Source organism: Methylobacterium sp. NMS14P, from assembly GCF_028583545.1.
Classification (GTDB): Bacteria; Pseudomonadota; Alphaproteobacteria; order Rhizobiales; family Beijerinckiaceae; genus Methylobacterium.
In genome coordinates this window covers 4,088,274-4,109,837 of record NZ_CP087106.1, presented here as the reverse complement: position 1 = coordinate 4,109,837, position 21,564 = coordinate 4,088,274, and the positions used below count along the sequence as shown (strand labels likewise).

Genomic DNA, 21,564 nt, shown 5'->3' with positions numbered 1-21,564 from the left:
CCCGAGGCTCCGTCGACCGCGGTCGACCGGCCGCCCCGCTCGATCCTGGGGATCGGGCGGTTGGCCTCGCCCCGCGCCGCACCGCCAAGAGAGATCCCGACGCTCATGCTGCGCCTTCCGCGTCCGTCGATCGGCACGATCCTGTGCGCGATCCTGTTCTCACTCAGCGCCATGCTGCTGGCCGCGGGCGCCCGGACGGCGCTGGATGCCCGGGCGCAGGAGCGGGAGAGCCGCCGCGTGGTCGCGCTCACGGAAGGCAGCCGGATCCTCCTCGAGGTCCTGCTCGCCGTGCGCCTCGAGCGGGGACGGACCCTGCAGGCGCTGATCGCCGCGGACAGGATTCCGCCCGCCGACGCGGACCTGATCGCCCGACAGCGCACGACCAGGACCGAGCGACTGGACGCCCTCCTGGCCCTCGTGCGCGCGATCGACGCCGCCGCGGTGACGAGGACGGTCGATCCACTCCGGCGCGCGCACGAGGCCGTCACCGGTCTGTCCGCGCGGACGGACGCGACCCTCTCGGTCCCGATCGGGGAGCGCGCCGCCGCGACCGCGGAGGCCGCCGCTAGGGCGTTCCAGGATCTGCTCGACGCGCTCACGGCGACCAGCGGGGCCGTCGACGCCGCGATCCCGCGCCGGGACACCGCGCTGGCCCGCGCCCTGGACGTCAAGCGCGCCGCCTGGATCACGCGGGTCGCGATCGGCGGCAACGTGGCGCGGGCCGAGACGGCCGTGACGCGGGGGACGGGCTGGTCCGAGGAGGAGCGCCTCGCCGAGGCCGAGGAGCGCGGCCGCGTCGCGGCGAACTGGGCGAACCTCGTTGACCACATGGACGATTCACTGCCGCGGGCGATCCAGGACGCCTTCCTGAGGGCCGGCGCCAGCAACTTCGAGGGCGAGGTCGCGGCGCGCCGGCAAGCCCTGCGGGCGGCCCTGAGCCGCGGCGCGCCGCCGAATGTCGCGCTCCAGGACTTGCGCGACCGCAACACCCGGGAGGTCAACACCATCGCCGACCTCGCCGACGCGGCCCTCGACGCGATGGTCGCGCGCGCGCAGGCGCTCGCCGCGGAGGCGCGGGCGACGCTGCTCCACACCGGCCTGTTCCTGGCCGCATCGGTGCTCCTCGCCGGTGTCGGCGCCGTCCTCGTCTTCCGTCGCGTGCTCGGACCGCTCCGGGCCATGATCCGGGCGATGCGGGCGCTCGCCTCCGGCGACGTCGCCGTGGCGATCCCGGCCCGCGGGCGGCGGGACGAGATCGGCGCGATGGCGGCGGCCGTGCAGGTCTTCCGGGACAACCTCATCCGCACCAGCGCCCTGGAGGCGGACGCGGCCGAGGCGGCGCGCGCCGCGGAGGCGCAGCGCCGGACCATGACGCACACGCTGGCGCAGACCTTCGAGGCGGCGGTGGCCGGCATCGTCGGGCAGGTCTCCGCCGCCGCGACCGAACTGCAGACCACGGCCTGGCAGATGACCACGACCGCCCAGGAGACCGCCGGCCGGTCCGATACCGTGGCCGCGGCCGCCGAGGAGGCCTCCGCCGGCGTCAGGACCGTCGCCGCCGCGGTGGAGGAACTCGGTACCTCCGTCCAGGAGATCGGCCGGCAGGTCCGGAGCTCGTCCGAACTGGCCCGGATCGCGGTCGGCGAGGCCGACCAGACCGCCGCCCTGGTGGCGGCGCTCAACGCGTCTGTCGCCCGGGTCGACGCCGTCGTCGAGATGATCGCCAGCATCGCCGCGCAGACGAACCTGCTGGCCCTCAACGCCACGATCGAGGCGGCGCGGGCCGGCGAGGCCGGACGCGGCTTCGCGGTGGTCGCCACGGAGGTCAAGGAACTGGCCACCCAGACCGGCCGCGCCACCGACGAGATCGGCCGGCAGATCGGCGAGATCCGGGCCGTGACCGGTCAGGCGGTGCGGGCGATCGGCACGATCACCGGCCGGATCGGTGAGATCGACACCGTGGCGGCCGCCATCGCGGCCGCGGTGGAGCAGCAGGGGGCGGCCACCCAGAAGATCGTCCGCAACGTCGCCCAGGCCAATGCCGGCACGCAGGAGGTGACCGGCAACATCGCCGGCGTGGCGCGGGCGGCCGACCAGACCGGGCGCGCGGCCGACCACGTGCTCACCGCCGCCACCGCGCTCACGCGTCAAGCGGAGGACCTCGCCGCGGAGGTTCAGCGCTTCCTCGCGGGCGTCCGGGCCGCGTGACCCGTCTTGCCCGGCTCAGTCGAAGCCGCGGGTGAAGCTGAGCCGGTGATGCGGGCTGCGCCCGAGCCGCGTCAGGCCGGCGCGGTGGACGGCCGTCCCGTAGCCGACGTTGCGCTCCCAGCCGTAGCCGGGATGGCGCTGGGCGAGGCGCCGCATCAGCTGGTCGCGGAGCACCTTGGCGACGATCGAGGCGGCGGCGATCTGCGGCACCAAGTGGTCGCCCCCGACGACGGCGCGGCCGGGCAGGCCCGGCAGGGCGTCCCGCCCATCGACCAGCACCGGCGCGACGAGGCCGAGCCGCGCCACCGCCCGCGCCATGGCGTCGAGGGTGGCGCCGCGGATGTTGATCCGGTCGATCAGGGCGCGCGACCCCGCCGCCACCGCGACCCGCGCGTGGGCGCGGATCAGCGGCGCCAGCCGTTCCCGCGCGGGCTCGGGGACGCGCTTGCTGTCGTCGAGGGCGGCGAGCAGGTCGGCCGGGATCGCCGTCGGATCGAACCAGACCGCCGCCGCCACCACCGGTCCGCAGAGGGCGCCGCGCCCGACCTCGTCGCAGCCGATCGCCGCCGGATACGCGGCGGCCCGGGCGGGATCGAACGGCCGGGCGGACAGGGCCCGGGTTCTGGCGGAGGCGGCCGGTCCGGCGGACGGCTCGGTGGTCGATCTGGCGGGCGGCATCGCGCCGTCCTGCCATCCCGCGCGGACGCCGTCACGCGTCAGGCGGCGTCCCGGGTGGTCCGGGTGCCGCCATGCGCCTCGACGATGTTGCCGAAGAACTGCCGGGCGCTCACGTCCCAGCCGCAGCGCAGCGCCTCGGCCCGGCACTCGGCGCGCGACAGGCGCAGCGCCGCCAGCGCGGCGCCCCGCAGGTCCGGGTCGAGCACCCCGACCCGCGTGCCGACGACGTCGTTGGGGCCCGGCACCGGGAAGGCCGCCACCGGGAGGCCGCTGGCCAGGGCCTCCAGGAGCACGATGCCGAACGTGTCGGTGAGGCTCGGGAAGACGAAGACGTCGCAGGCGGCGTAGACGGCCGAGAGGTCCGCGCCGGTGCGGGTGCCGAGGAAGCGGGCCTCCGGCGCCAGTGCCTGCAGCCGCGCGCGGTCCGGCCCGTCGCCGACCACCACCTTCGTGCCGGGCAGGTCGAGGCTCAGGAAGGCCGCGACGTTCTTCTCCACCGCCAGCCGCCCGACGTAGAGGAACAGCGGCCCCGGCAGGCCGGCGAGCTCCGCCGGGACGGGCGTCCCGGCCTCGGCCGGCCGGAACCGCTCCGTGTCCACGCCCCGGGTCCAGCGCATCAGCCGGCCGAAGCCCCGCGCCGCGAGCTCGCCCTGGAGCGAGGCGGTGCTGACCATCGTGCCCCGGGCGGCGCCGTGGAACCGGCGCAGGTACGCGTAGGACCACGCCTCCGGCACCGGGGCGCGGGCGGCGAGGTATTCCGGGAAGCGCGTGTGGTAGCTCGTCGTGAAGGGCAGGCCGTGGGCGAGGCAGTGCCGCCGCGCCGCGAGGCCCACCGGCCCTTCCGTGGCGATGTGCACGTGGCTCGGCCGCTCGGCCCGCCAGCGCGCCGCCACCCGCTCGCGCCCGGCATAGGCGAGGCGGATCTCGGGGTAGCCCGGCAGCGGCAGCGAGCGGAAATCCGCCACGGTGAGCAGGGTCGTGGCGAAGCCGTGCTCCGGCGCGCGCCGGACCATCTGCTCGAGGGAGCGCACGACGCCGTTCACCTGGGGGTGCCACGCGTCGCTGGCGATCAGGAGCTTCACGGCGCCGCCCTCACGCCACCGCGCGCCGGCCCGGCAGGGGCTGCGGCGCGACCTCGGCCGCCTGCGCCCGCAGGAGGCTCGGGTAGTGCAGCACCTCGATGCGACCGTCGTAGTGCTCCACGAGCCCGGTGCAGGATTCCACCCAGTCGCCGGTGTTGAGGTAGCGCAGGTCGCCGATCGGCCGGTCCGCCGCGTGGTGGATGTGGCCGCAGATCACCCCGTCGGCGCCCTGGCGGCGGGCCTCCTCGGCCAGGATCGTCTCGAAGCGGCCGATGAAGCTCACGGCGTTCTTGACGCGCAGCTTCGCCCAGGCGGAGAGCGACCAGTAGGACAGGCCAAGGCGGCGCCGCACCTTGTTGATCAGCGTGTTGAGGGAGAGGGCCAGCGTGTAGGCGCCGTCGCCCAGATGGGCGAGCCACGGCGAGTGGCGCACGACCATGTCGAACTGGTCGCCGTGGATGACGAGGTAGCGCTTGCCGTCGGCCGCCTCGTGGATCGCGGTCTCGGCCAGCTCGATGCCGCCGAAGCTCGTGCCCACGTAGTCGCGCAGGAACTCGTCGTGGTTGCCGGGCAGGTAGACGATCCGCGCGCCCTTGCGGACCTTGCGCAGGAGCTTCTGCACGACGTCGTTGTGCTCCTGCGGCCAGTACCAGCCCGAGCGCAGCTGCCAGCCGTCCACGATGTCGCCGACGAGGTAGATCGTGTCGGCGTCGTAGTCCTTCAGGAACGACAGCAGCAGGCCGGCCTGGCAGCCGCGCGTGCCGAGATGCAGGTCGGACAGGAACAGCGTCCGCACTCGGACCGGCATCTCCTCAACCTCGGCCACGGCACCCTCTCCCGGCGGCTGTACGGTGCCGGGATCCAGAGCGCGATCCCATCTCAGTTTGATGACGCGGGTCCCGGAGCGTGCGGGAAGACTTCGGTGTGCAATGCCGCGAAGCCTCTCAACCGCGGCTCGACTTCGTTGCGTCGCACAAAAAATTTTTTTGCCAAGTTCCGGAAGTTTTTCCGGTTTTCCTTTCCAGCGCCACCGCCTCATAATGCCAAGAACCGGCGGCTCGGCGCGAGTTCGGCCGGACCTTGACAGGAAGGCGGCGAGGACGGCCCTGAGGCCGTTGGACGGGACGGCATTTCGGAGGCGACCGGCGCGCGGGGGCGCGCCGCGACGCGAGCGGCGTGAGGCCGCCTGCCGCTCCGCGGAGGCCCCCCGATCACGGCAGAGGATGGCGTTCGAGGGGGCGCGGCGCGAGCCGCTCTCGACGACGCCGGACCGACTCCCTGACGACGCTTGGACAACCCGGCGCGGGTTCACGCCCGCGCGCAATGGACTTTTCGGAGGAAACATCATGGCCGCAACCCGGCGCCCCGGTCGCAACCACCTCTTCATCCCGGGCCCCACCAACATCCCGGAGCGCGTCCTGCGCGCCATGCACGTGCCGTCGGAGGATCACCGCTCGCCGAGCTTCCCCGAGCTGGTGAAGCCGCTGCTGCAGGACTCCAAGATGGTGTTCGGCTCGACCGCCGGGACGGTCATCCTGTTCCCGTCCTCGGGCACCGGCATCTGGGAATCGGCCCTGTCCAACACCCTCTGCCGCGGCGACAAGGTGCTCACCGCCCGCTACGGCCAGTTCAGCCACCTCTGGGTCGACATGGCCCAGCGCCTCGGCCTCGACGTGATCGTCCAGGAGGAGGAGTGGGGCGCCGGCGCCGATCCGCAGAAGATCGAGGAGGCGCTGCGGGCCGACAAGGATCACGCCATCAAGGCCGTGATGGTCGTCCACAACGAGACCGCCACGGGCGTCACCAGCGACATCGGCGCGGTGCGCAAGGCGATCGACGCCGCCGGCCACCCGGCGCTGCTGTTCGTGGACGGCATCTCGTCGATCGGCTCGCTGCCGTTCTACATGGACGAGTGGAAGGTCGACTGCGCCATCGCGGGCTCGCAGAAGGGCTTCATGCTGCCGGCCGGCCTCGGCCTGATCTGCATCAGCCCGAAGGCGCTCAAGATCGCCGAGGGCGGCACCGGCCGCAACGACCGGCTCGGCCACGCCTACTTCGCCTGGAAGGACCAGCTGGCCGCCAACGCCACCGGCTACTTCCCCTACACGCCCGTCCTGCCGCTGCTCTACGGCCTGCGCGAGGCCCTGGCGATCGTGAAGGAGGAGGGGCTGGAGAACGTCTACCACCGCCATCACGTGCTCGGCGAGGCGACCCGCCAGGCCGTGGCAGCCTGGGGCCTGAAGCCCTGCGCCAAGGAGCCGAAGTGGAACTCCGACACGGTCACGGCGATCGTGGTGCCGGAGGGTGCCGACGCCGCCAAGGTGATCACCCACGCCTACGAGCGCTACAACCTCTCGCTCGGGGCCGGCCTGTCGAAAGTCGCCGGCAAGGTGTTCCGCATCGGTCACCTGGGCGACCTGAACGAGCTGTCGCTCCTGGGCGCCATCGCGGGCGCCGAGATGGCCATGATCGATTGCGGCATCAAGGTCACGCCGGGCTCGGGCGTCGCCGCCGCCTCCAGCTACCTGCGCGAGAATCCGCTGCATAAGGCGTGATCGGCGCACGCGATCGGGGCGGGACCGGGTTGCCGGGCCCGCCCCGACGCGCAAGTAAGAACAAGACTATCGAGGAAGCCGCCCGTCGTACGAGAGGGGTCCTATGACCAAGAAGATCGTGTTCCTGGATCGTGAATCCCTCGATGCCAGGGTCCGACCGTTCAACTTCCCGCACGAATACGTCGAGCACGAGTCGACCTGGACGCCGGAAGAGATCGTCTCCCGCCTCCAGGGCGCGGAGATCGCGCTGATCAACAAGGTCCCGATGCGGGCCGAGACCCTGAAGCAGCTCCCCGACCTGAAGCTGATCGCGGTCGCCGCCACCGGCACCGACGTGGTCGACAAGGCCCAGGCCAAGGCCCAGGGGGTCACGGTCGTCAACATCCGCAACTACGCGTTCAACACCGTGCCGGAGCACGTGGTCGGGCTGATGTTCGCCCTGCGCCGGGCGATCGTGCCCTACGCCAACTCGGTGCGGCGCGGCGACTGGGCGAAGTCCAAGCAGTTCTGCTACTTCGACTACCCGATCTACGACATCGCCGGCTCGACGCTCGGCATCGTCGGCTACGGGGCGCTGGGCAAGTCGATCGCCAAGCGCGCCGAGGCGCTCGGCATGAAGGTCATCGCCTACGACGTGTTCCCGCAGGACGGGCTGGTCGACTTCGAGACGATCCTGGCGCAGTCCGACGTGATCACGCTGCACGTGCCGCTGACCCCCGACACCAAGGGGATGATCGGCGCCGCCGAGCTCAAGAAGATGAAGAAGAGCGCCATCCTCATCAACACGGCCCGGGGCGGGCTCGTGGACGAGGCGGCGCTGCTCGAGGCGCTCAAGGACGGCACGATCGCGGGCGCCGGGTTCGACGTGGTGGCGCAGGAGCCGCCCAAGGACGGCAACATCCTGTGCGAGGCCGACCTGCCGAACCTGATCGTCACGCCGCACGTCGCCTGGGCGAGCAAGGAGGCGATGCAGATCCTGGCCGACCAGCTCGTCGACAACGTCGAGGCCTTCGTGGCGGGCAAGCCGCAGAACGTGGTCGAGTAGGCGCGACAGGCCCCCTCTCCCGGTCGGGAGAGGGTTGGGGTGAGGGAGGAGAACTCTCCGGGTGAGGCACGCCCCTCACCCTGTCCCTCGCCCGCACGGGAGAGGGGAACCGCGCCTCGCCCCGTCGGCCATCTGAAGCCTCGGGCGCACCATGGCGCGAACGGGTCGCTCGGTGCGCCCGCCCTTTGAAAACAAGACGATAGCGCCGCAGGGCGCGACAGAAAGGTCCGAATCGTGACGAAGAAGCTGCTGTTCCTGTTCGACACCGATGCCGTGCCGAACGTGTTCGACACGGTGGTCGGCTACGACGGCGGCGCCGACCACATCACCGGCTACGGCGGCGTGAATCCCGACAATGTCGGCGCGCTGGTCGACGGCACGATCTACACCCGCGGCGGCTCCGAGAAGAAGTCGACGGCGATCTTCGTCGGCGGCGGCAGCATGGCGGCGGGCGAGGCGCTGTTCACCGCCGTCAAGAAGCGCTTCTTCGGCCCCTTCCGGGTCTCGGTGATGCTCGACTCCAACGGCTCGAACACCACGGCCGCCGCGGGCGTGGCGCTGGTCGCCAAGGCCGCCGGGTCGCTCCAGGGCAAGAAGGCCGTCGTGCTGGCGGGCACCGGCCCGGTCGGCATGCGCTCGGCCGCGCTGCTCGCCGGCGAGGGCGCCGAGGTCACCATCGCGGGCCGCGCGCTGGACAAGACCCAGGCCGCCGCGGACCAGATCAACACGCGCTTCAAGGTCAACGTGAAGGCCGCCGCCACCCCCGACGAGGCGTCCCGCATCGCCCTGGTCAAGGGCACGAACCTCGTGTTCACGGCCGGCGCCATCGGCGTCGAGCTGCTGCCGGAAGCGGCCTGGGCGCAGGAATCGTCCATCGAGTTCGTCGCCGACTACAACGCCCAGCCCCCGACGGGCATCGGCGGCATCGACGTGATGGACAAGGGCAAGGAGCGCAACGGCAAGCAGGCCTTCGGCGCGCTGGGCATCGGCGGCCTGAAGCTCAAGCTGCACCGCGCCTGCGTCGGTCAGCTCTTCGAGAGCACCGACAAGGTGCTCGACGCCGAGGAGATCTACGCCCTCGCCAAGACGATGGCCTGAGGAGGCGCCGGTGACCGAGACGCATCGCCCCGAGACCGACAGCATCGAAAAGTTCCTGACGGAGCTGGCGAGCGCCGCCCCGACCCCCGGCGGCGGCGGCGCGGCGGCGATCTCCTGCGCCATGGGCGCGGCCCTGGTGTCGATGGTCTGCAACCTCACCATCGGCAAGAAGAAGTACGTCGAGGTCGAGGCCGAGCTGAAGGACGTGCTGGCCAAGTCCGAGGGCCTGCGGGTCGTGCTCACCGGCATGATCGGCGAGGACGTCCAGGCCTTCGACGCCGTGATGGGCGCCTACGGCCTGCCCAAGGCCACCGACGACGAGAAGGCCGCGCGTGCGGAGAAGATCCAGGCGGCGCTCAAGACCGCCTGCGACGTGCCGCTCGCCTGCTGCCGGGCCTGCCGCGCGGTGATCGACCTCGCGGCGATCACGGCCGACAAGGGCAACCTCAACGTCGTGTCGGATGCCGGCGTGGCGGTGCTCTCCGCCTATGCCGGCCTGCGCAGCGCGGCCCTCAACGTCTACGTCAACGCGAAAGGTCTCGAGGACCGGGACTTCGCCGACGAGCGGCTGAAGGAGCTTGAGGAACTGCTCGGCGAGGCCGGTGCGCTCACCGAGAAGGTCTACGCCGTCGTCAAGGACAAGGTGAACTGAATCGGCGACTTGGGTCAGCGCCACGCTTCACAGCGTGTCCGGTCGGCCCCGTCGATGCTGCCGTCTTTGCCAGCGCAGCGAAGCAATCCAGTCGGCGCCACCCTCGCAGGGGTCGCGCTGCCCTGGGTCGCTTCGCTGCGCTCTCGATGACGGACAGAGCGTCCTGAACGAGGCGTTCCAACGAACTTTGTATTGATCCAACAGTCGAGGCCGGGTGCATCACGCCCCGGCCTCGTTGTTTTTCTGTATGCTGCACCGCAATGTCGAATACGGTCCGTGCTGCGGCCGCGAAAAAGTCTCGGTCAATCAGCTGCTTAAAAAATTTGACGGGCGTAATCTTTCGACTCAACTAAAGTGAAGGGCGTCAACGGCGGCAACGAACCGCGGAGGAGGCGCCGAATGGACGTCCACGAGTATCAGGCCAAGGAGCTGCTCGCGAGCTTCGGCGTGGCCGTCCCGAAAGGGGCCATCGCGTTCAGTCCGGACCAGGCGGTCTACGCCGCCACCGAGCTCGGCGGCTCGTTCTGGGCCGTCAAGGCGCAGATCCACGCCGGCGCCCGCGGCAAGGCCGGCGGCATCAAGCTGTGCCGGACCTACAACGAGGTCCGCGACGCCGCCAAGGACCTCCTCGGCAAGCGCCTCGTGACGCACCAGACCGGCCCCGAGGGCAAGCCGGTGCAGCGCGTCTACGTCGAGACCGCCGACCCGTTCGAGCGCGAGCTCTACCTCGGCTACGTGCTGGACCGGAAGGCCGAGCGCGTTCGGGTCATCGCCAGCCAGCGCGGCGGCATGGACATCGAGGAGATCTCCGCCAAGGAGCCGGACTCGCTCATCCAGGTGGTGGTCGAGCCGGCGGTCGGCCTGCAGCAGTTCCAGGCGCGGGAGATCGCCTTCCAGCTCGGGCTGAACATCAAGCAGGTCTCGGCCGCGGTGAAGACGATCATGAACGCCTACCGGGCGTTCCGCGACTGCGACGGCACCATGCTGGAGATCAACCCGCTCGTCGTCACCAAGGACGACCGGGTGCTGGCGCTCGACGCCAAGATGAGCTTCGACGACAACGCGATGTTCCGCCGGCCGGGCATCGCCGACATGCACGACCCGTCGCAGGGCGACCCCCGCGAGGCCCAGGCCGCCGAGCACAACCTCAGCTACATCGGCCTCGAGGGGGAGATCGGCTGCATCGTCAACGGCGCCGGCCTCGCCATGGCCACCATGGACATGATCAAGCACGCCGGCGGCGAGCCGGCGAATTTCCTGGATGTCGGCGGTGGTGCGTCTCCGGAACGCGTCGCGACGGCCTTCCGGCTGGTCCTGTCGGACCGCAACGTGAAGGCGATCCTCGTCAACATCTTCGCCGGCATCAACCGCTGCGACTGGGTCGCCGAGGGCGTCGTCCAGGCCGCCCGCGAGGTGAAGATCGACGTGCCGCTGGTGGTGCGCCTCGCCGGCACGAACGTGGAGGCGGGCAAGAAGATCCTGGCCGAGAGCGGCCTCGACCTGATCACGGCCGACACCCTGGCGGAGGCGGCCAAGAAGGCGGTCGACGCCTGCGACGCCGCCAAGACGCACCACTGAGAGGGGGGAGACCGCGCCATGAGCATCCTCATCGACGAGACCACCCCGATCATCGTCCAGGGCATCACGGGCGACAAGGGCACCTTCCACGCCAAGGAGATGCTCGACTACGGCACGAACGTCGTCGGCGGCGTCACCCCGGGCAAGGGCGGGCGCACCCATCTCGGCCTGCCGGTGTTCAACACCGTCAAGGAAGCGGTGGCGGCGACCGGGGCCACGACCTCGATCACCTTCGTGGCGCCCCCCTTCGCGGCGGACGCCATCATGGAGGCGGCCGATGCCGGGCTGCGGCTGGTCTGCTCGATCACCGACGGCATCCCGGCCCAGGACATGATGCGGGTGAAGCGCTACCTGTACCGCTACCCGAAAGAGAAGCGGACCATGGTGGTCGGCCCGAACTGCGCCGGCATCATCTCGCCCGGCAAGGCGATGCTCGGCATCATGCCCGGCCACATCTACCTCCCGGGCAATGTCGGGGTGATCTCCCGCTCGGGCACGCTCGGCTACGAGGCCGCCTCCCAGCTCAAGGAGCTCGGGCTGGGTATCTCGACCTCGGTGGGCATCGGCGGCGACCCGATCAACGGCTCGTCGTTCCTCGACCACCTCGCCCTGTTCGAGACCGACCCGGACACCGACGCGGTGCTGATGATCGGCGAGATCGGCGGCCCGCAGGAGGCCGAGGCCTCGGCCTGGATCCGCGAGAACATGTCGAAGCCGGTGATCGGCTTCGTGGCCGGGCTGACCGCGCCGAAGGGGCGCCGCATGGGCCACGCCGGCGCGATCATCTCGGCGGCCGGCGACAGCGCCGCCGAGAAGGCCGAGATCATGCGCTCCTACGGGCTGACCGTGGCGCCGGATCCGGGCTCGTTCGGGCAGACGGTGGCCGACGTGCTCGCCCGGGCGGCGTAGCGCGGCCGGCCCGCCGCACAGTCACGGAATGCGGCGTGGGTCCCCTCTCCCGGGCGGGAGAGGGGGCTCGTCGCGCCGGGCACCGGCCGATGCGTGTCCCTCCCGGTCGCGGCGGTGACGACGCTCCGCGCTGAACATCCTCGAAAAAGACCATGCGCCACGAGGTGGCCCCATGACCCGCACCCTTCACGCAACCCCAGGTCTCGTCGATGCCACGGCCTTCGCGCCGCCGGTGATCGTCGGCACGTCGTCGGAGCAGGCGCTGGACATCCTGTTCCAGGCGCTGCTCGACGTCGCCCGCCGGCACGACCCCGACCTCGAGGCGGTCCTGCACGGCACGGCCGACATCTCGCGCTTCTCGCCGCAGATGCTCGCGCGCGCGCTGCAGGTTCAGGGCATCTGGTTCCAGCTGATCTCCATCGCCGAGCAGAACGCCGCGATGCGCCGGCGCCGCCACGTGGAGCGCACGGAGGGCCGGGCCGCGCTCGGCGGCTCCTTCGCCAAGGTCTTCGCGGATGCCCGCCGGCAGGGCGTGCCCCCGGAGAAGATCCAGGCGCTGCTCAGCGACCTGCGCATCCGCCCGACGCTCACCGCCCACCCGACCGAGGGCAAGCGGGTCACGGTGCTGGAGAAGTTCCGCCGGATCTACCTCGTCCTGCGCGAGCTGGAGATGCCGCGCTGGACCGACCGCGAGCGCAACGGGCTCATGAACGCGCTGCGCGACCAGATCGAGCTGGTCTGGATGACGGGCGAGCTGCACCTGGAGAAGGCGACCGTCGAGCGGGAGGTGGCCTGGGGGCTGCACTTCTTCGACGAGACCCTCTTCGAGATGCTGCCCGAGACCCTGGAGACCCTGCACGAGGCGCTGGCCGAGACCTATCCGGGCACGGAGTTCCGGGTGCCGCCGTTCTTCCAGTTCGGCTCCTGGATCGGCGGCGACCGGGACGGCAACCCCTACGTCACGGCGGCGGTCACCCGGCAGACCCTGCACCGCAACGCGCTCGCCTCGCTCACGCGTTACCGCGACGGCGTCCGCGAGCTGGGTCGGACCCTCTCGCTCACCGAGCGCTCGCTGCCGCTGCCCGAGGCCTTCCGCGCGGAACTCGACCGAAACCTCGCCGAGAGCGGCCAAGCCCGCGCCATCACCCGGCGCAACCCGGGCGAGCCCTATCGCCAGTACCTCTCCTGCGTCTCGCGCAAGATCGAGGCGACCATCGCCCGCAACGAGGGCGAGCATCCCTCCGGTCCCGACTACGCGAGCGCGGACGGGCTGATCGAGGATCTGCGCACCCTGGAGCGCGGCCTGACCGAGGCCAAGTGCGGGGCGCTGGCGCGGGACCTCGTCCGCCCGGTCCGGCGCATGGTGGAGATCTTCCGCTTCTCGACGGTCCGCCTCGACCTGCGCGAGAACACCACCCGGACCACCGACACGCTCCACGCCCTCTGGCGCCAGCGCAACGGCGACGGCGAGCCGCCGGCCCTCGGCTCGGCCGCGTGGCGCCAGTGGCTGGACACGGAGCTCGCCCGGCCGCGCGATCCCGAGCGGTCCTTCGAGGACCTGCCCGACGCCGCCCGGGAGACGCTGGCCACCTTCGCCCTCGTCGCCGAGATGCGCGAGGCCCTCGACCGCGAGGCGTTCGGCGCCTTCGTGCTGTCGATGACCCGCTCGGTGGAGGACGTGCTCGGCGCGTACCTGCTGGCCAAGGAGGCGGGGGTGTTCCTCGACGCCGCCGGCACCGAGATCTGCCCGCTGCCGATCGTGCCCCTGTTCGAGACCATCGACGACCTGCGCGCCGCCCCGGCGATCATGCGGGCGCTGCTCAACGTGCCGGTTGTCCGCCGCTCCACCCGCTGGCAGGGCGGCGTGCAGGAGGTGATGATCGGCTACTCCGACTCCAACAAGGACGGCGGCTTCGTCGCCGCCAACTGGGAGCTCTACAAGGCGCAGAGCAAGCTGACCCGGCTCGGCGAGGAGCTCGGCGTCGGGATCGCCTTCTTCCACGGGCGCGGCGGCTCGGTGAGCCGCGGCGGCGTGCCGACCCAAAAGGGCATCATGGCCCAGCCGCCGGGCTCCATCCGCGGCCGGTTCCGGACCACCGAGCAGGGCGAGGTCGTCTCGTTCAAGTACGCCAACCGCGGCACGGCCGCCTACCAGATGGAGCTGCTGGCGGCCTCGGTGTTCGAGCACGCGCTGGCGGGCGACGGCGAGCGTGCGGGGCCGGGCCACGACGACGCCCTCGAGGCGCTGGCGGGCGCCTCAAGGGCGGCCTACGTCCAGCTGCTCCAGACCGACGGACTCGTCGACTACTTCCAGGCGGCGAGCCCCCTGGACGAGATCTCCCTCCTCAACATCGGCTCGCGCCCGGCCCGCCGCTTCGGCGCGCGCTCGCTCTCGGACCTCCGGGCGATCCCCTGGGTGTTCGCGTGGTCGCAGAACCGGCACGTGATCACCGGCTGGTACGGCGTCGGCTCGGGGCTCGCGAGCTTCCTCGAGGTGCGCGGCCGCGACGGCGAGGCGACCCTCAGGCGCCTGTTCAACGAGTCCCGCATCCTCCGCCTCGTCCTCGACGAGGTCGAGAAGACCCTGATGATGGTCGATCTCGACATCGCCCGCGCCTACGCGGGCCTCGTCCCGGACGCGTCGATCCGGGACCGGATCTTCTCGATGATCGAGGCCGAGTACGCGCTCACCCGCGAGATGGTGCTGCGGGTGAGCGGAGGGACGGATCTGGCCGAGCGCTTCCCGCTGTTCCGGGACCGCCTGAAGGGCCGGCTCCCGACCATCAACCAGGTCAGCCGCGAGCAGGTCGAGCTGCTCGCCCGCTACCGCGCGGAAACCGACGAGGACCGGCGCGAGGCGGTGAAGTCGGCCCTGCTCCTGTCGATCAACTGCATCGCGGTCGGCTTCGGGGCGACGGGATAGGGCAGAGCCCAACAGGCTCCCCCCTCCCGCGCGGGAGAGGGGACCCGCGCCTCGATCCCTTACCGGGGAACCGGTCCATTCGTGCGGTCGCGCCCTGTCAGCGACCCTCGCGCGCGCCATTTGCCGCCGATGACCGGGACCCCATCCCGCAACGGCATCAGAACCGTCACCAAGAGAGAGGAACACCCATGAGCTTCACCCTGATCCAGCAGGCCAAGCCGCGCCTGCACCGATCCGAACTGGCCGTCCCCGGCTCGAACCCGACCTTCATGGAGAAGTCGGCCTCGTCGGCGGCGGACGTGATCTTCCTCGACCTCGAGGACGCGGTCGCCCCGGACGACAAGGAGAAGGCCCGCACCAACATCATCCAGGCGCTGAACGACCTGGATTGGGGCAACAAGACCATGATGATCCGCATCAACGGTCTCGACACCCACTACATGTACCGCGACGTGGTCGACATCGTCGAAGCCTGCCCGCGGCTCGACATGGTGCTGATCCCCAAGGTCGGCGTGCCGGCCGACGTCTACGCCATCGACGTGCTGGTCACCCAGATCGAGCAGGCCAAGAAGCGCGAGAAGCAGATCGGCTTCGAGGTGCTGATCGAGACGGCGCTCGGCATGGCCAACGTCGAGGCGATCGCCCAGTCGTCGAAGCGCCTGGAGGCGATGTCCTTCGGCGTCGCCGACTACGCCGCCTCGACCCGCGCCCGCTCCACCGTCATCGGCGGCGTGAACCCCGACTTCTCGGTGCTCACCGACAAGGACGAGGCCGGAAACCGCCAGACCCACTGGCAGGACCCGTGGCTGTTCGCCCAGAACCGCATGCTGGTGGCCTGCCGCGCCTACGGCCTGCGCCCGATCGACGGACCGTTCGGCGACTTCTCGGATCCGGACGGCTACCGCTCGGCGGCCCGCCGCTGCGCGGCCCTCGGCTTCGAGGGCAAGTGGGCGATCCACCCGAGCCAGATCGATCTCGCCAACGAGGTGTTCACCCCGTCGGAGGCCGAGGTCACCAAGGCCCGCCGCATCCTCGAGGCCATGGAAGAGGCCGCCAAGGCCGGCCGCGGCGCCGTCTCCCTGGACGGCCGCCTCATCGACATCGCCTCGATCCGCATGGCCGAGGCGCTGATCGAGAAGGCGAATGCCATGAAGGGCTGAAGACAGCTCTGACGCGGGCGGATCCTGGCCCCGTGCCAGGATCCGCCATCCGCCCTGCGCGGACGGCGGCGCCGCGTGGCCCGAAGTCCCGTCAGAACGGCCGATCGTCCGGCAGCCGCGCCGCCGCCATCTCGTCCGGCGTCGGGTCCCGGTGAATCACGATTCCGGTCGACCGATCCGCCGCGATCAGTCCGAGCCGGGCGAACCCGTCGAGCCAGCCGTCCATCGGCCAGATCCCGTGCCGGTCGTGAAAGCGGGCCGCGTTGGCGACGATGTCGCGGAAATGCTGGAGCGGCGGGTCGTAGCCCGGATGATGCTGGTGGTAGGCCCGGGGGCCGCCGAGGAACAGGATCGGCACGCCGGCCCGCTCGGCCCGGAACGCGAGGTCGGTATCCTCCGCGCCGTAGCCCGAGAAGGTCTCGTCGAAGCCGCCGAGCCGGTCGTAGGTCGCGGCCCGCACCGCGAAGGCGAGGGACCAGAACAGGCCGGGCTGCGGCGCCGGCGCCACCGCGCCGGCGGGCGGGAAGACCCGCACCGGGTGCGGGTGGCCGAGCCGCTCCAGATCCGCGGCCAGCCACCCATCCGCGACCGCGCCGGCCGGCAGGTAGCCGATCTCGCAGCAGATCAGGCCGTCCCGCTCGGCCACCGCCCGCGACAGGCCGGCGACGAGCCCCGCCGAGGGAATGCAGTCCACGTCGAGGAAGATCAGCGTGTCGGCGCCGGCCGCCCGGCGCCCGGCATTGCGCGCCGCGGCGAGCGGCAGGCCGGCATGCGGGAACGGGACGCGCTCCACCGGGAAGGGCAGGGCCGGGTAGGGCGCCGCGTCGTCGCCGATCTCGACGACCACGCAGCGATCGGGCGGGTCGCCGCGGCCGAGGCCTTCGAGCAGGCGGGTCAGGTGCACGCGCCGGCCCTTGTTGAGGGTGATGACCGCGACGCTCACGGGGCGAGTCCGGCGCGCAGGACATCGATCCGGTACGCGTCCGTCCGCGCCTGACTCAGCACCTGGGCGAAGGGCGCGGACAGCCGGATGAAGCCCTCTGCGGCGGCGTCACCCGAGAGCGGGTAGTCGGTCTCGCCCAGCCAGTGCACCAGCACGATGTCGCCGCCGGGCGCAATCGTCGCGCCGGCCCGGCGCACGAGCGCGGCGAAATCCTCCGGGGCCAGGAAGTACAGGAATTCGGAGAGGACGATCAGGTCGAACCGCTCCTCGGGCCAGTCCGCCGGCAGCCTGCCCGGCCGGACCTCGACGTTGGGGCGATCCGCGCAGCGCTCGCGGGCGGCCTCGACCGCGGCCGGGACCAGGTCGGTGGCGAGCAGCCGCTCGCAGCGCTCGGACAGGGCGCGGGTGAAGACGCCGATGGAGCAGGCCGGCTCGAAGGCGGCCCGATAGCGCGCCTGCGGCAGGGCCGCCAGCGTCGCCGCGTACTTGTCGCGCTCGTAGGACGACGTGGTGAAGCGCCAGGGATCCGGGTCGCTCGCGTAGATGCCGAGGAAGTAATCCTCCGGGAGGGTCTGAGTCCGCCGGGTCATGCGGGCACGGCCACGAAGCGTTCGTAGGGGCCGCAGAGCCGGTCGATCATGGCGGGCTCGAGCCGGAAGCCCTCGGGATCGTCCGCGATCAGGTCGGTGGTCTGCGATTCGTGGGCTGCGACGGCGCGCGCCTTCGTCTCGCGATAGGCGGAGACGTCGAGGCGCAGGCCGGCCGGGCTCGGCCCGACCTCGGTCTCGGGCGGCAGGGTCCAGCCCCAGACGGGATACTCGTAGACCCGCACGCCCGGCATCTGCGGCCGGGCGAGGGCGACGATCGCGGCGGCCGCCTTGTGGTCGCAGTGCGGATCGTGGCGCCACGTCACGAAGACCGCGCCGGCCCCGATCGCCGCGGCCGCGCGGGCCACCGCGGACGCGGCCGCCTCGGCCTCCGGCCCGTCGCTCGGGACGTGGGCGTCCGGCAGGCGCAGGAAGGTGACGGCGTCGGGCCCGAGACCGAGGACCGCCACGGCCCGCCGGGTCTCGGCCTCGCGCAGGGCGCGCAGCGTCTCCGGCGGGTAGAGGCGGGAATGCGTGTGCGAGCCGCAGCCGTCGCTGACCACGACGAGGTGCGCGGGCCGCCCCGACGCCCGGGCGGCGGCGATCAGCCCCCCGCATCCGAGGCTCTCGTCGTCGGGATGGGGCGCGACGACCACGAGCCCCCGGCTCCCCAGGAGGGCGTCGAGGCTCGCCACGGGCAGCGCGTCGGCGGCGGCCAGGAAGGCGTCGGCGCGCATCAGCGGCCTCCGATCCGGTCGGAGGCCGAGGGGAAGCGCCGGTCGCACCGCGACGGGCTGCAGACGGGATCGATCACGGGACGCTCCAGGGACGGTGCGCGGGTTCGGGCGTCCCCGGTTCTCGGGCGCGGCGCATGAACGCGCCATGAGCGGCGCGTTCGGGAGAGCCGGCGGGTGTTAGCGATCGTTCTCGGTCGTCAGAGCGTCGGCGCGGGTGCCCTCGTCGACGCCCCGGCCGGCCGCGAGGTGGACGCCGGGCGTCGGTGCGTCGCTGAACACCGCTCCGGCCGCGCTGAGGGCGCTGCGCAGGGCCTCGACCTGCCCGCTGGGCGCATCGCTGTAGCCGCCCTCGAAATCCCGCACGAATCGCTCGTCCAGACCTACCTTGCGGGCGAGATCGGCCTCCGACCAGCCGAGCAGCCCGCGGGCCGCCCGCGACTGCGCCGGGGTCATGGCGAGCGCCCGGCTCCCGCTCTGCGCGCCCTCGTCCGATCCTGCCAACGTCATCCTCCCGCTTCGCAATGATCAACAACGATCACGGTCCCGGATCGTTTCCAGGCGGTCTCCGGCCGAGCGCGACCATAATTGTGCTGAAATCCTGTCGCATCCGCCAAGGCGCAAGGATTCGGGACGGCCTCGTAAGGGGTCGGTCCGCGCGGCCGGCGCGGCGGTTTCGGATCGGGATGACCTGCGCGCGGCGCGCGCGACATGGGGACTGGACGATGAGAGGGGTGCTGATCGCGAGCTTGGCCTGTGCCGTGCTGGCCGTGGACCTGTCGGCGGCGACGCAGGCGCAGGCGCAGATGGGCGGCTCGCCCACGGGCTTCGGCCGGGGCAACCGCCGTCCCGGCGGCGAGGAGGAGAAGAAGCCCCAGTACGTGCCGGGGACCAAGGCCAGCGAGAAGATGTTCCCGCTGGATTCGACCTGGACCGCCGTGAGCCTGAACGGCAAGCCGTTCGCGGGCGGCGACCGGCCGAGCTTCATCATCGACAAGCAGTACCGCGCCCGCGGCTACGGCGGATGCAACACGTTCGCGGCCACCGCCTTCCCGCTGAAGGAGCAGCACATCGCCGTGGGCCCGCTCGCGCTCACCAAGAAGAGCTGCGACAAGGGCCTCGCGGCCACCGAGCAGGCCTTCTTCATCGCCCTCCGCACGTCGGCGGTGTGGGACTTGGTCGGCTCGCAGCTCGTGCTCAAGAGCCCGAACGGCGAGCTGAAGTTCGACCGGGCCCTTTAAGGACCGGTTCACCACGCCGGACGAAGACGGCCGCCGATTCAGACACCCTTGATGGGCGTCGAGGCTCACTCCTCGCGTATCGAGGAGGCCACGGATGCCAGTCGGGATCGGGATCGGACGCGGGGATCCCCTGCGTCCCGCGGTGACGCGGACCTCGCGCTTCTCGGGGCCCGACGGCTTTCATCCCGGTGCCCTGTGGCTCGCCGCGGCGGTTCCGCTCCTGGCGACGGTCCTCCTCGTCGTCCGGCTCGCCGCCTGAGGCGGAGTCCGCGTCGGGCAGGCCGGGCTCTATCGCGTGCCGGTCGTATCCGGCGCTCGGCTGCTCGCGGAGGCGCGGCGCGGTTCGGGCGCGGCTTCCGATCGCGGCACAACCGGCGGAAACAGGGCCGCCAAGCCGGCGGCGACGCCGTACAGGACGGGATCGGCGTTCGGGCCCGCTTCGGGCGGGCGCAGATCGCTGGTCAGCGTCGTGCTCCGGCGGGCATCGCGCGCGTTCGCGAGCATCTGTCCGCGTCCCCGTTGTTCACCTGTTCGAAACGGTCAATGCCGCGGTCCGCGTTTCGTTGCCGCGGACGTCCGATATTTCACCCGGCAATCCACCCGCGGCCGAGGCTCAGCCTCGGCGCCGGAGAATCGTCACGGGCCGACCGTCGGATAGCGGGCAGGCGGCCGGGACGACCTCGACGATCGACGCGCTCGGGCAGCGCGCCCGGCAGCCCTGGGCCGCCGCGATCTGATCGCCGCCGCAGGCGTCGGCGAAGCAGAAAGTCCCGAGATCCTCGCAGGTCGCCCGGAACCGGCCGAGGGGCGCGGCCTCCCGCAGATCCGCGGCTCCGGCCCCCTGCGTCAGCAGGAGCGCCGTCAGACCGATCAGGATCGGGAGCCGTGCCATCTCTGTCTCCGATCCGGGCCGCGCCTGCTTGCGGAGCCAGCCTAGCATTGGCAGCCTGGACGCGCCGTACCATTCCCGCGACAGGCGAGGCGCGTCATCTGTCGCGATCCCGGCCGCGCCGCGCGGTCGGGACGACCGCTCCCTCTGAAAGGCCGCCATGCCGCTCTACGCCCTCGACGACCACGTCCCCGACCTCGCCGACCCCGACCGGGTCTGGATCGCGCCCGACGCGCAGGTGGTCGGCCGCGTGCATCTCGGCCTCGATGTCGGGATCTGGTTCGGCGCGGCCCTGCGCGGCGACAACGAGCCGATCCGCATCGGCGATCGCACTAACGTCCAGGAGGGCGTGATCATGCACGTCGATCCCGGCTTTCCCCTCGTGATCGGGACCGACGTCACGATCGGGCACGGGGCGATCGTGCACGGCTGCACCATCGGGGACGGTAGCCTCGTCGGCATGGGGGCGACGGTACTGAACGGAGCCCGGATCGGGCGCGGCTGCCTCGTCGGCGCCAACGCGCTCATCACCGAGGGCAAGGAATTCCCGGATCACAGCCTGATCGTCGGGGCGCCGGCGAAGGCCGTGCGCACCCTCGACGAGGCCGCGATCGAGGGTCTGCGGCAGGCCGCCCTGCGCTACGTGGAGAATGCCCGGCGCTACAGGGCCGGGCTGCGCCGCATCGACGGCTGACGCCCCCGGCCGCTCCCGGGCGGGAGCGGCCGGGCCGCCCTTACTTCTTGGCCTTGCCGCGCTCGATCGCTTCCTCGATCAGCCGGTGGGCCTCCTCCTTGTCGCCCCAGCGGACGAACTTGACCCACTTGCCGGGCTCCAGATCCTTGTAGTGCTCGAAGAAGTGCTGGATCTGCTGGATCGTGATGTCGGGCAGGTCGGTGTAGTTCTCGACCCGGTCGTAGCGCTTGGTCAGGTGGCGCGAGGGCACCGCGATGATCTTCTCGTCCTCGCCGCCCTCGTCCTGCATCACCATGACGCCCACGGGGCGCGCGCTGATGATCGCGCCCGGCAGCACCGCGCGGGTGTTGGCCACCAGCACGTCGCAGGGATCGCCGTCGCCCGACAGGGTGTGGGGGATGAAGCCGTAATTGCCCGGGTAGAACATCGGCGTGTACAGGAACCGGTCGACGACCAGCGCGCCGGAATCCTTGTCCATCTCGTACTTGATCGGCTCGCCGCCGAGCGGCACCTCGACGATCACGTTGACGTCGTGCGGCGGCTTCTTGCCGAGCGGGATGGCGTCGATCTTCATGGCGTGTCGCTTCC

At 71.6% G+C, this 21,564-nt stretch carries 22 protein-coding genes; 12 read left to right on the top strand and 10 right to left on the bottom strand.

Features of this window, described 5'->3' with window-relative positions:
- Positions 1–105 precede the first annotated feature (105 nt).
- Positions 106–2,208 (top strand): methyl-accepting chemotaxis protein, encoded by a 2,103-nt coding sequence (locus tag LOK46_RS19475; RefSeq protein WP_273559907.1) that lies wholly within the window; start codon positions 106–108, stop codon positions 2,206–2,208.
- A gap of 15 nt (positions 2,209–2,223) precedes the next feature.
- Here LOK46_RS19475 and LOK46_RS19470 read toward each other — a convergent pair whose 3' ends face one another.
- The 3 genes from LOK46_RS19470 to LOK46_RS19460 are packed head-to-tail and all read right to left on the bottom strand — an operon-like array spanning position 2,224 to position 4,776.
- A complete protein-coding gene (locus tag LOK46_RS19470) occupies positions 2,224–2,886 on the bottom strand; it encodes a ribonuclease HII (protein ID WP_273559905.1) in 663 nt (220 codons plus the stop codon).
- A gap of 38 nt (positions 2,887–2,924) precedes the next feature.
- Entirely contained in the window at positions 2,925–3,968 is a 1,044-nt protein-coding gene (locus LOK46_RS19465; protein WP_273559903.1) for a glycosyltransferase family 4 protein, read from the bottom strand.
- Positions 3,969–3,978: 10 nt separating this feature from the next.
- Positions 3,979–4,776 carry a UDP-2,3-diacylglucosamine diphosphatase gene (locus LOK46_RS19460; protein ID WP_441011440.1) on the bottom strand — a complete coding sequence of 266 codons (798 nt, stop codon included), beginning with the start codon at positions 4,774–4,776 and terminating at the stop codon, positions 3,979–3,981.
- Positions 4,777–5,314: 538 nt separating this feature from the next.
- Here LOK46_RS19460 and LOK46_RS19455 point away from each other — a divergent pair.
- The 8 genes from LOK46_RS19455 (at position 5,315) to LOK46_RS19420 (ending at position 15,888) form a co-directional block, all read left to right on the top strand.
- The gene (locus LOK46_RS19455; protein WP_273559899.1) at positions 5,315–6,523 is read left to right on the top strand and encodes an aminotransferase class V-fold PLP-dependent enzyme; all 1,209 of its coding nucleotides are present in this window, start codon (positions 5,315–5,317) and stop codon (positions 6,521–6,523) included.
- 103 nt (positions 6,524–6,626) lie between these two features.
- Positions 6,627–7,568 (top strand): D-2-hydroxyacid dehydrogenase, encoded by a 942-nt coding sequence (locus LOK46_RS19450; RefSeq protein WP_273559897.1) that lies wholly within the window; start codon positions 6,627–6,629, stop codon positions 7,566–7,568.
- A 234-nt stretch (positions 7,569–7,802) separates the two neighbouring features.
- The gene (locus LOK46_RS19445) at positions 7,803–8,666 is read left to right on the top strand and encodes an NADP-dependent methylenetetrahydromethanopterin/methylenetetrahydrofolate dehydrogenase (protein ID WP_273559895.1); all 864 of its coding nucleotides are present in this window, start codon (positions 7,803–7,805) and stop codon (positions 8,664–8,666) included.
- A gap of 10 nt (positions 8,667–8,676) precedes the next feature.
- Complete coding sequence (gene fchA, locus LOK46_RS19440) at positions 8,677–9,318, top strand: methenyltetrahydrofolate cyclohydrolase (protein ID WP_273559893.1); 642 nt, start codon at positions 8,677–8,679, stop codon at positions 9,316–9,318.
- A gap of 399 nt (positions 9,319–9,717) precedes the next feature.
- Positions 9,718–10,896 (top strand): malate--CoA ligase subunit beta, encoded by a 1,179-nt coding sequence (locus LOK46_RS19435; protein ID WP_273559891.1) that lies wholly within the window; start codon positions 9,718–9,720, stop codon positions 10,894–10,896.
- A gap of 18 nt (positions 10,897–10,914) precedes the next feature.
- Entirely contained in the window at positions 10,915–11,805 is an 891-nt protein-coding gene (gene sucD, locus LOK46_RS19430) for a succinate--CoA ligase subunit alpha (RefSeq protein ID WP_010687110.1), read from the top strand.
- Positions 11,806–11,977: 172 nt separating this feature from the next.
- The gene (locus LOK46_RS19425) at positions 11,978–14,728 is read left to right on the top strand and encodes a phosphoenolpyruvate carboxylase (protein ID WP_273559884.1); all 2,751 of its coding nucleotides are present in this window, start codon (positions 11,978–11,980) and stop codon (positions 14,726–14,728) included.
- Between the two features lie 188 nt (positions 14,729–14,916).
- Positions 14,917–15,888, top strand: a complete 972-nt coding sequence (locus LOK46_RS19420) for an HpcH/HpaI aldolase/citrate lyase family protein (RefSeq protein WP_273559882.1) — start codon at positions 14,917–14,919, stop codon at positions 15,886–15,888.
- A 91-nt stretch (positions 15,889–15,979) separates the two neighbouring features.
- Here LOK46_RS19420 and LOK46_RS19415 read toward each other — a convergent pair whose 3' ends face one another.
- From LOK46_RS19415 to LOK46_RS19400, 4 genes are all read right to left on the bottom strand, one after another.
- Positions 15,980–16,831: a glycosyltransferase family 2 protein gene (locus tag LOK46_RS19415; RefSeq protein WP_273559880.1), complete on the bottom strand. Its 852-nt coding sequence runs from the start codon at positions 16,829–16,831 to the stop codon at positions 15,980–15,982.
- Complete coding sequence (locus LOK46_RS19410) at positions 16,828–17,421, bottom strand: class I SAM-dependent methyltransferase (RefSeq protein WP_273559877.1); 594 nt, start codon at positions 17,419–17,421, stop codon at positions 16,828–16,830. The genes LOK46_RS19415 and LOK46_RS19410 overlap by 4 nt, the downstream gene beginning before the upstream one ends.
- The gene (locus LOK46_RS19405) at positions 17,418–18,155 is read right to left on the bottom strand and encodes a PIG-L deacetylase family protein (protein ID WP_273559875.1); all 738 of its coding nucleotides are present in this window, start codon (positions 18,153–18,155) and stop codon (positions 17,418–17,420) included. Before LOK46_RS19405 ends, LOK46_RS19410 begins: the two co-directional genes overlap by 4 nt.
- Before the next feature lie 177 nt (positions 18,156–18,332).
- Positions 18,333–18,656 (bottom strand): XRE family transcriptional regulator, encoded by a 324-nt coding sequence (locus LOK46_RS19400; protein WP_273559873.1) that lies wholly within the window; start codon positions 18,654–18,656, stop codon positions 18,333–18,335.
- Between the two features lie 221 nt (positions 18,657–18,877).
- Between LOK46_RS19400 and LOK46_RS19395 the strand changes: the two genes are divergently transcribed.
- Both LOK46_RS19395 and LOK46_RS19390 read left to right on the top strand, forming a co-directional pair.
- Positions 18,878–19,393 carry an META domain-containing protein gene (locus LOK46_RS19395; RefSeq protein ID WP_273559871.1) on the top strand — a complete coding sequence of 172 codons (516 nt, stop codon included), beginning with the start codon at positions 18,878–18,880 and terminating at the stop codon, positions 19,391–19,393.
- Positions 19,394–19,487: 94 nt separating this feature from the next.
- Complete coding sequence (locus LOK46_RS19390; RefSeq protein WP_273559869.1) at positions 19,488–19,652, top strand: hypothetical protein; 165 nt, start codon at positions 19,488–19,490, stop codon at positions 19,650–19,652.
- 29 nt (positions 19,653–19,681) lie between these two features.
- Here the strand turns inward: LOK46_RS19390 and LOK46_RS19385 are convergent, their stop codons facing one another.
- Both LOK46_RS19385 and LOK46_RS19380 read right to left on the bottom strand, forming a co-directional pair.
- A complete protein-coding gene (locus tag LOK46_RS19385; protein WP_273559867.1) occupies positions 19,682–19,897 on the bottom strand; it encodes a hypothetical protein in 216 nt (71 codons plus the stop codon).
- 109 nt (positions 19,898–20,006) lie between these two features.
- Positions 20,007–20,285 (bottom strand): hypothetical protein, encoded by a 279-nt coding sequence (locus LOK46_RS19380; protein ID WP_273559865.1) that lies wholly within the window; start codon positions 20,283–20,285, stop codon positions 20,007–20,009.
- Positions 20,286–20,442: 157 nt separating this feature from the next.
- Between LOK46_RS19380 and LOK46_RS19375 the strand changes: the two genes are divergently transcribed.
- Positions 20,443–20,976 (top strand): gamma carbonic anhydrase family protein, encoded by a 534-nt coding sequence (locus tag LOK46_RS19375; protein ID WP_273559863.1) that lies wholly within the window; start codon positions 20,443–20,445, stop codon positions 20,974–20,976.
- Positions 20,977–21,016: 40 nt separating this feature from the next.
- Here the strand turns inward: LOK46_RS19375 and ppa are convergent, their stop codons facing one another.
- Positions 21,017–21,550, bottom strand: a complete 534-nt coding sequence (ppa, locus tag LOK46_RS19370; protein WP_273559861.1) for an inorganic diphosphatase — start codon at positions 21,548–21,550, stop codon at positions 21,017–21,019.
- Positions 21,551–21,564 lie beyond the last annotated feature (14 nt).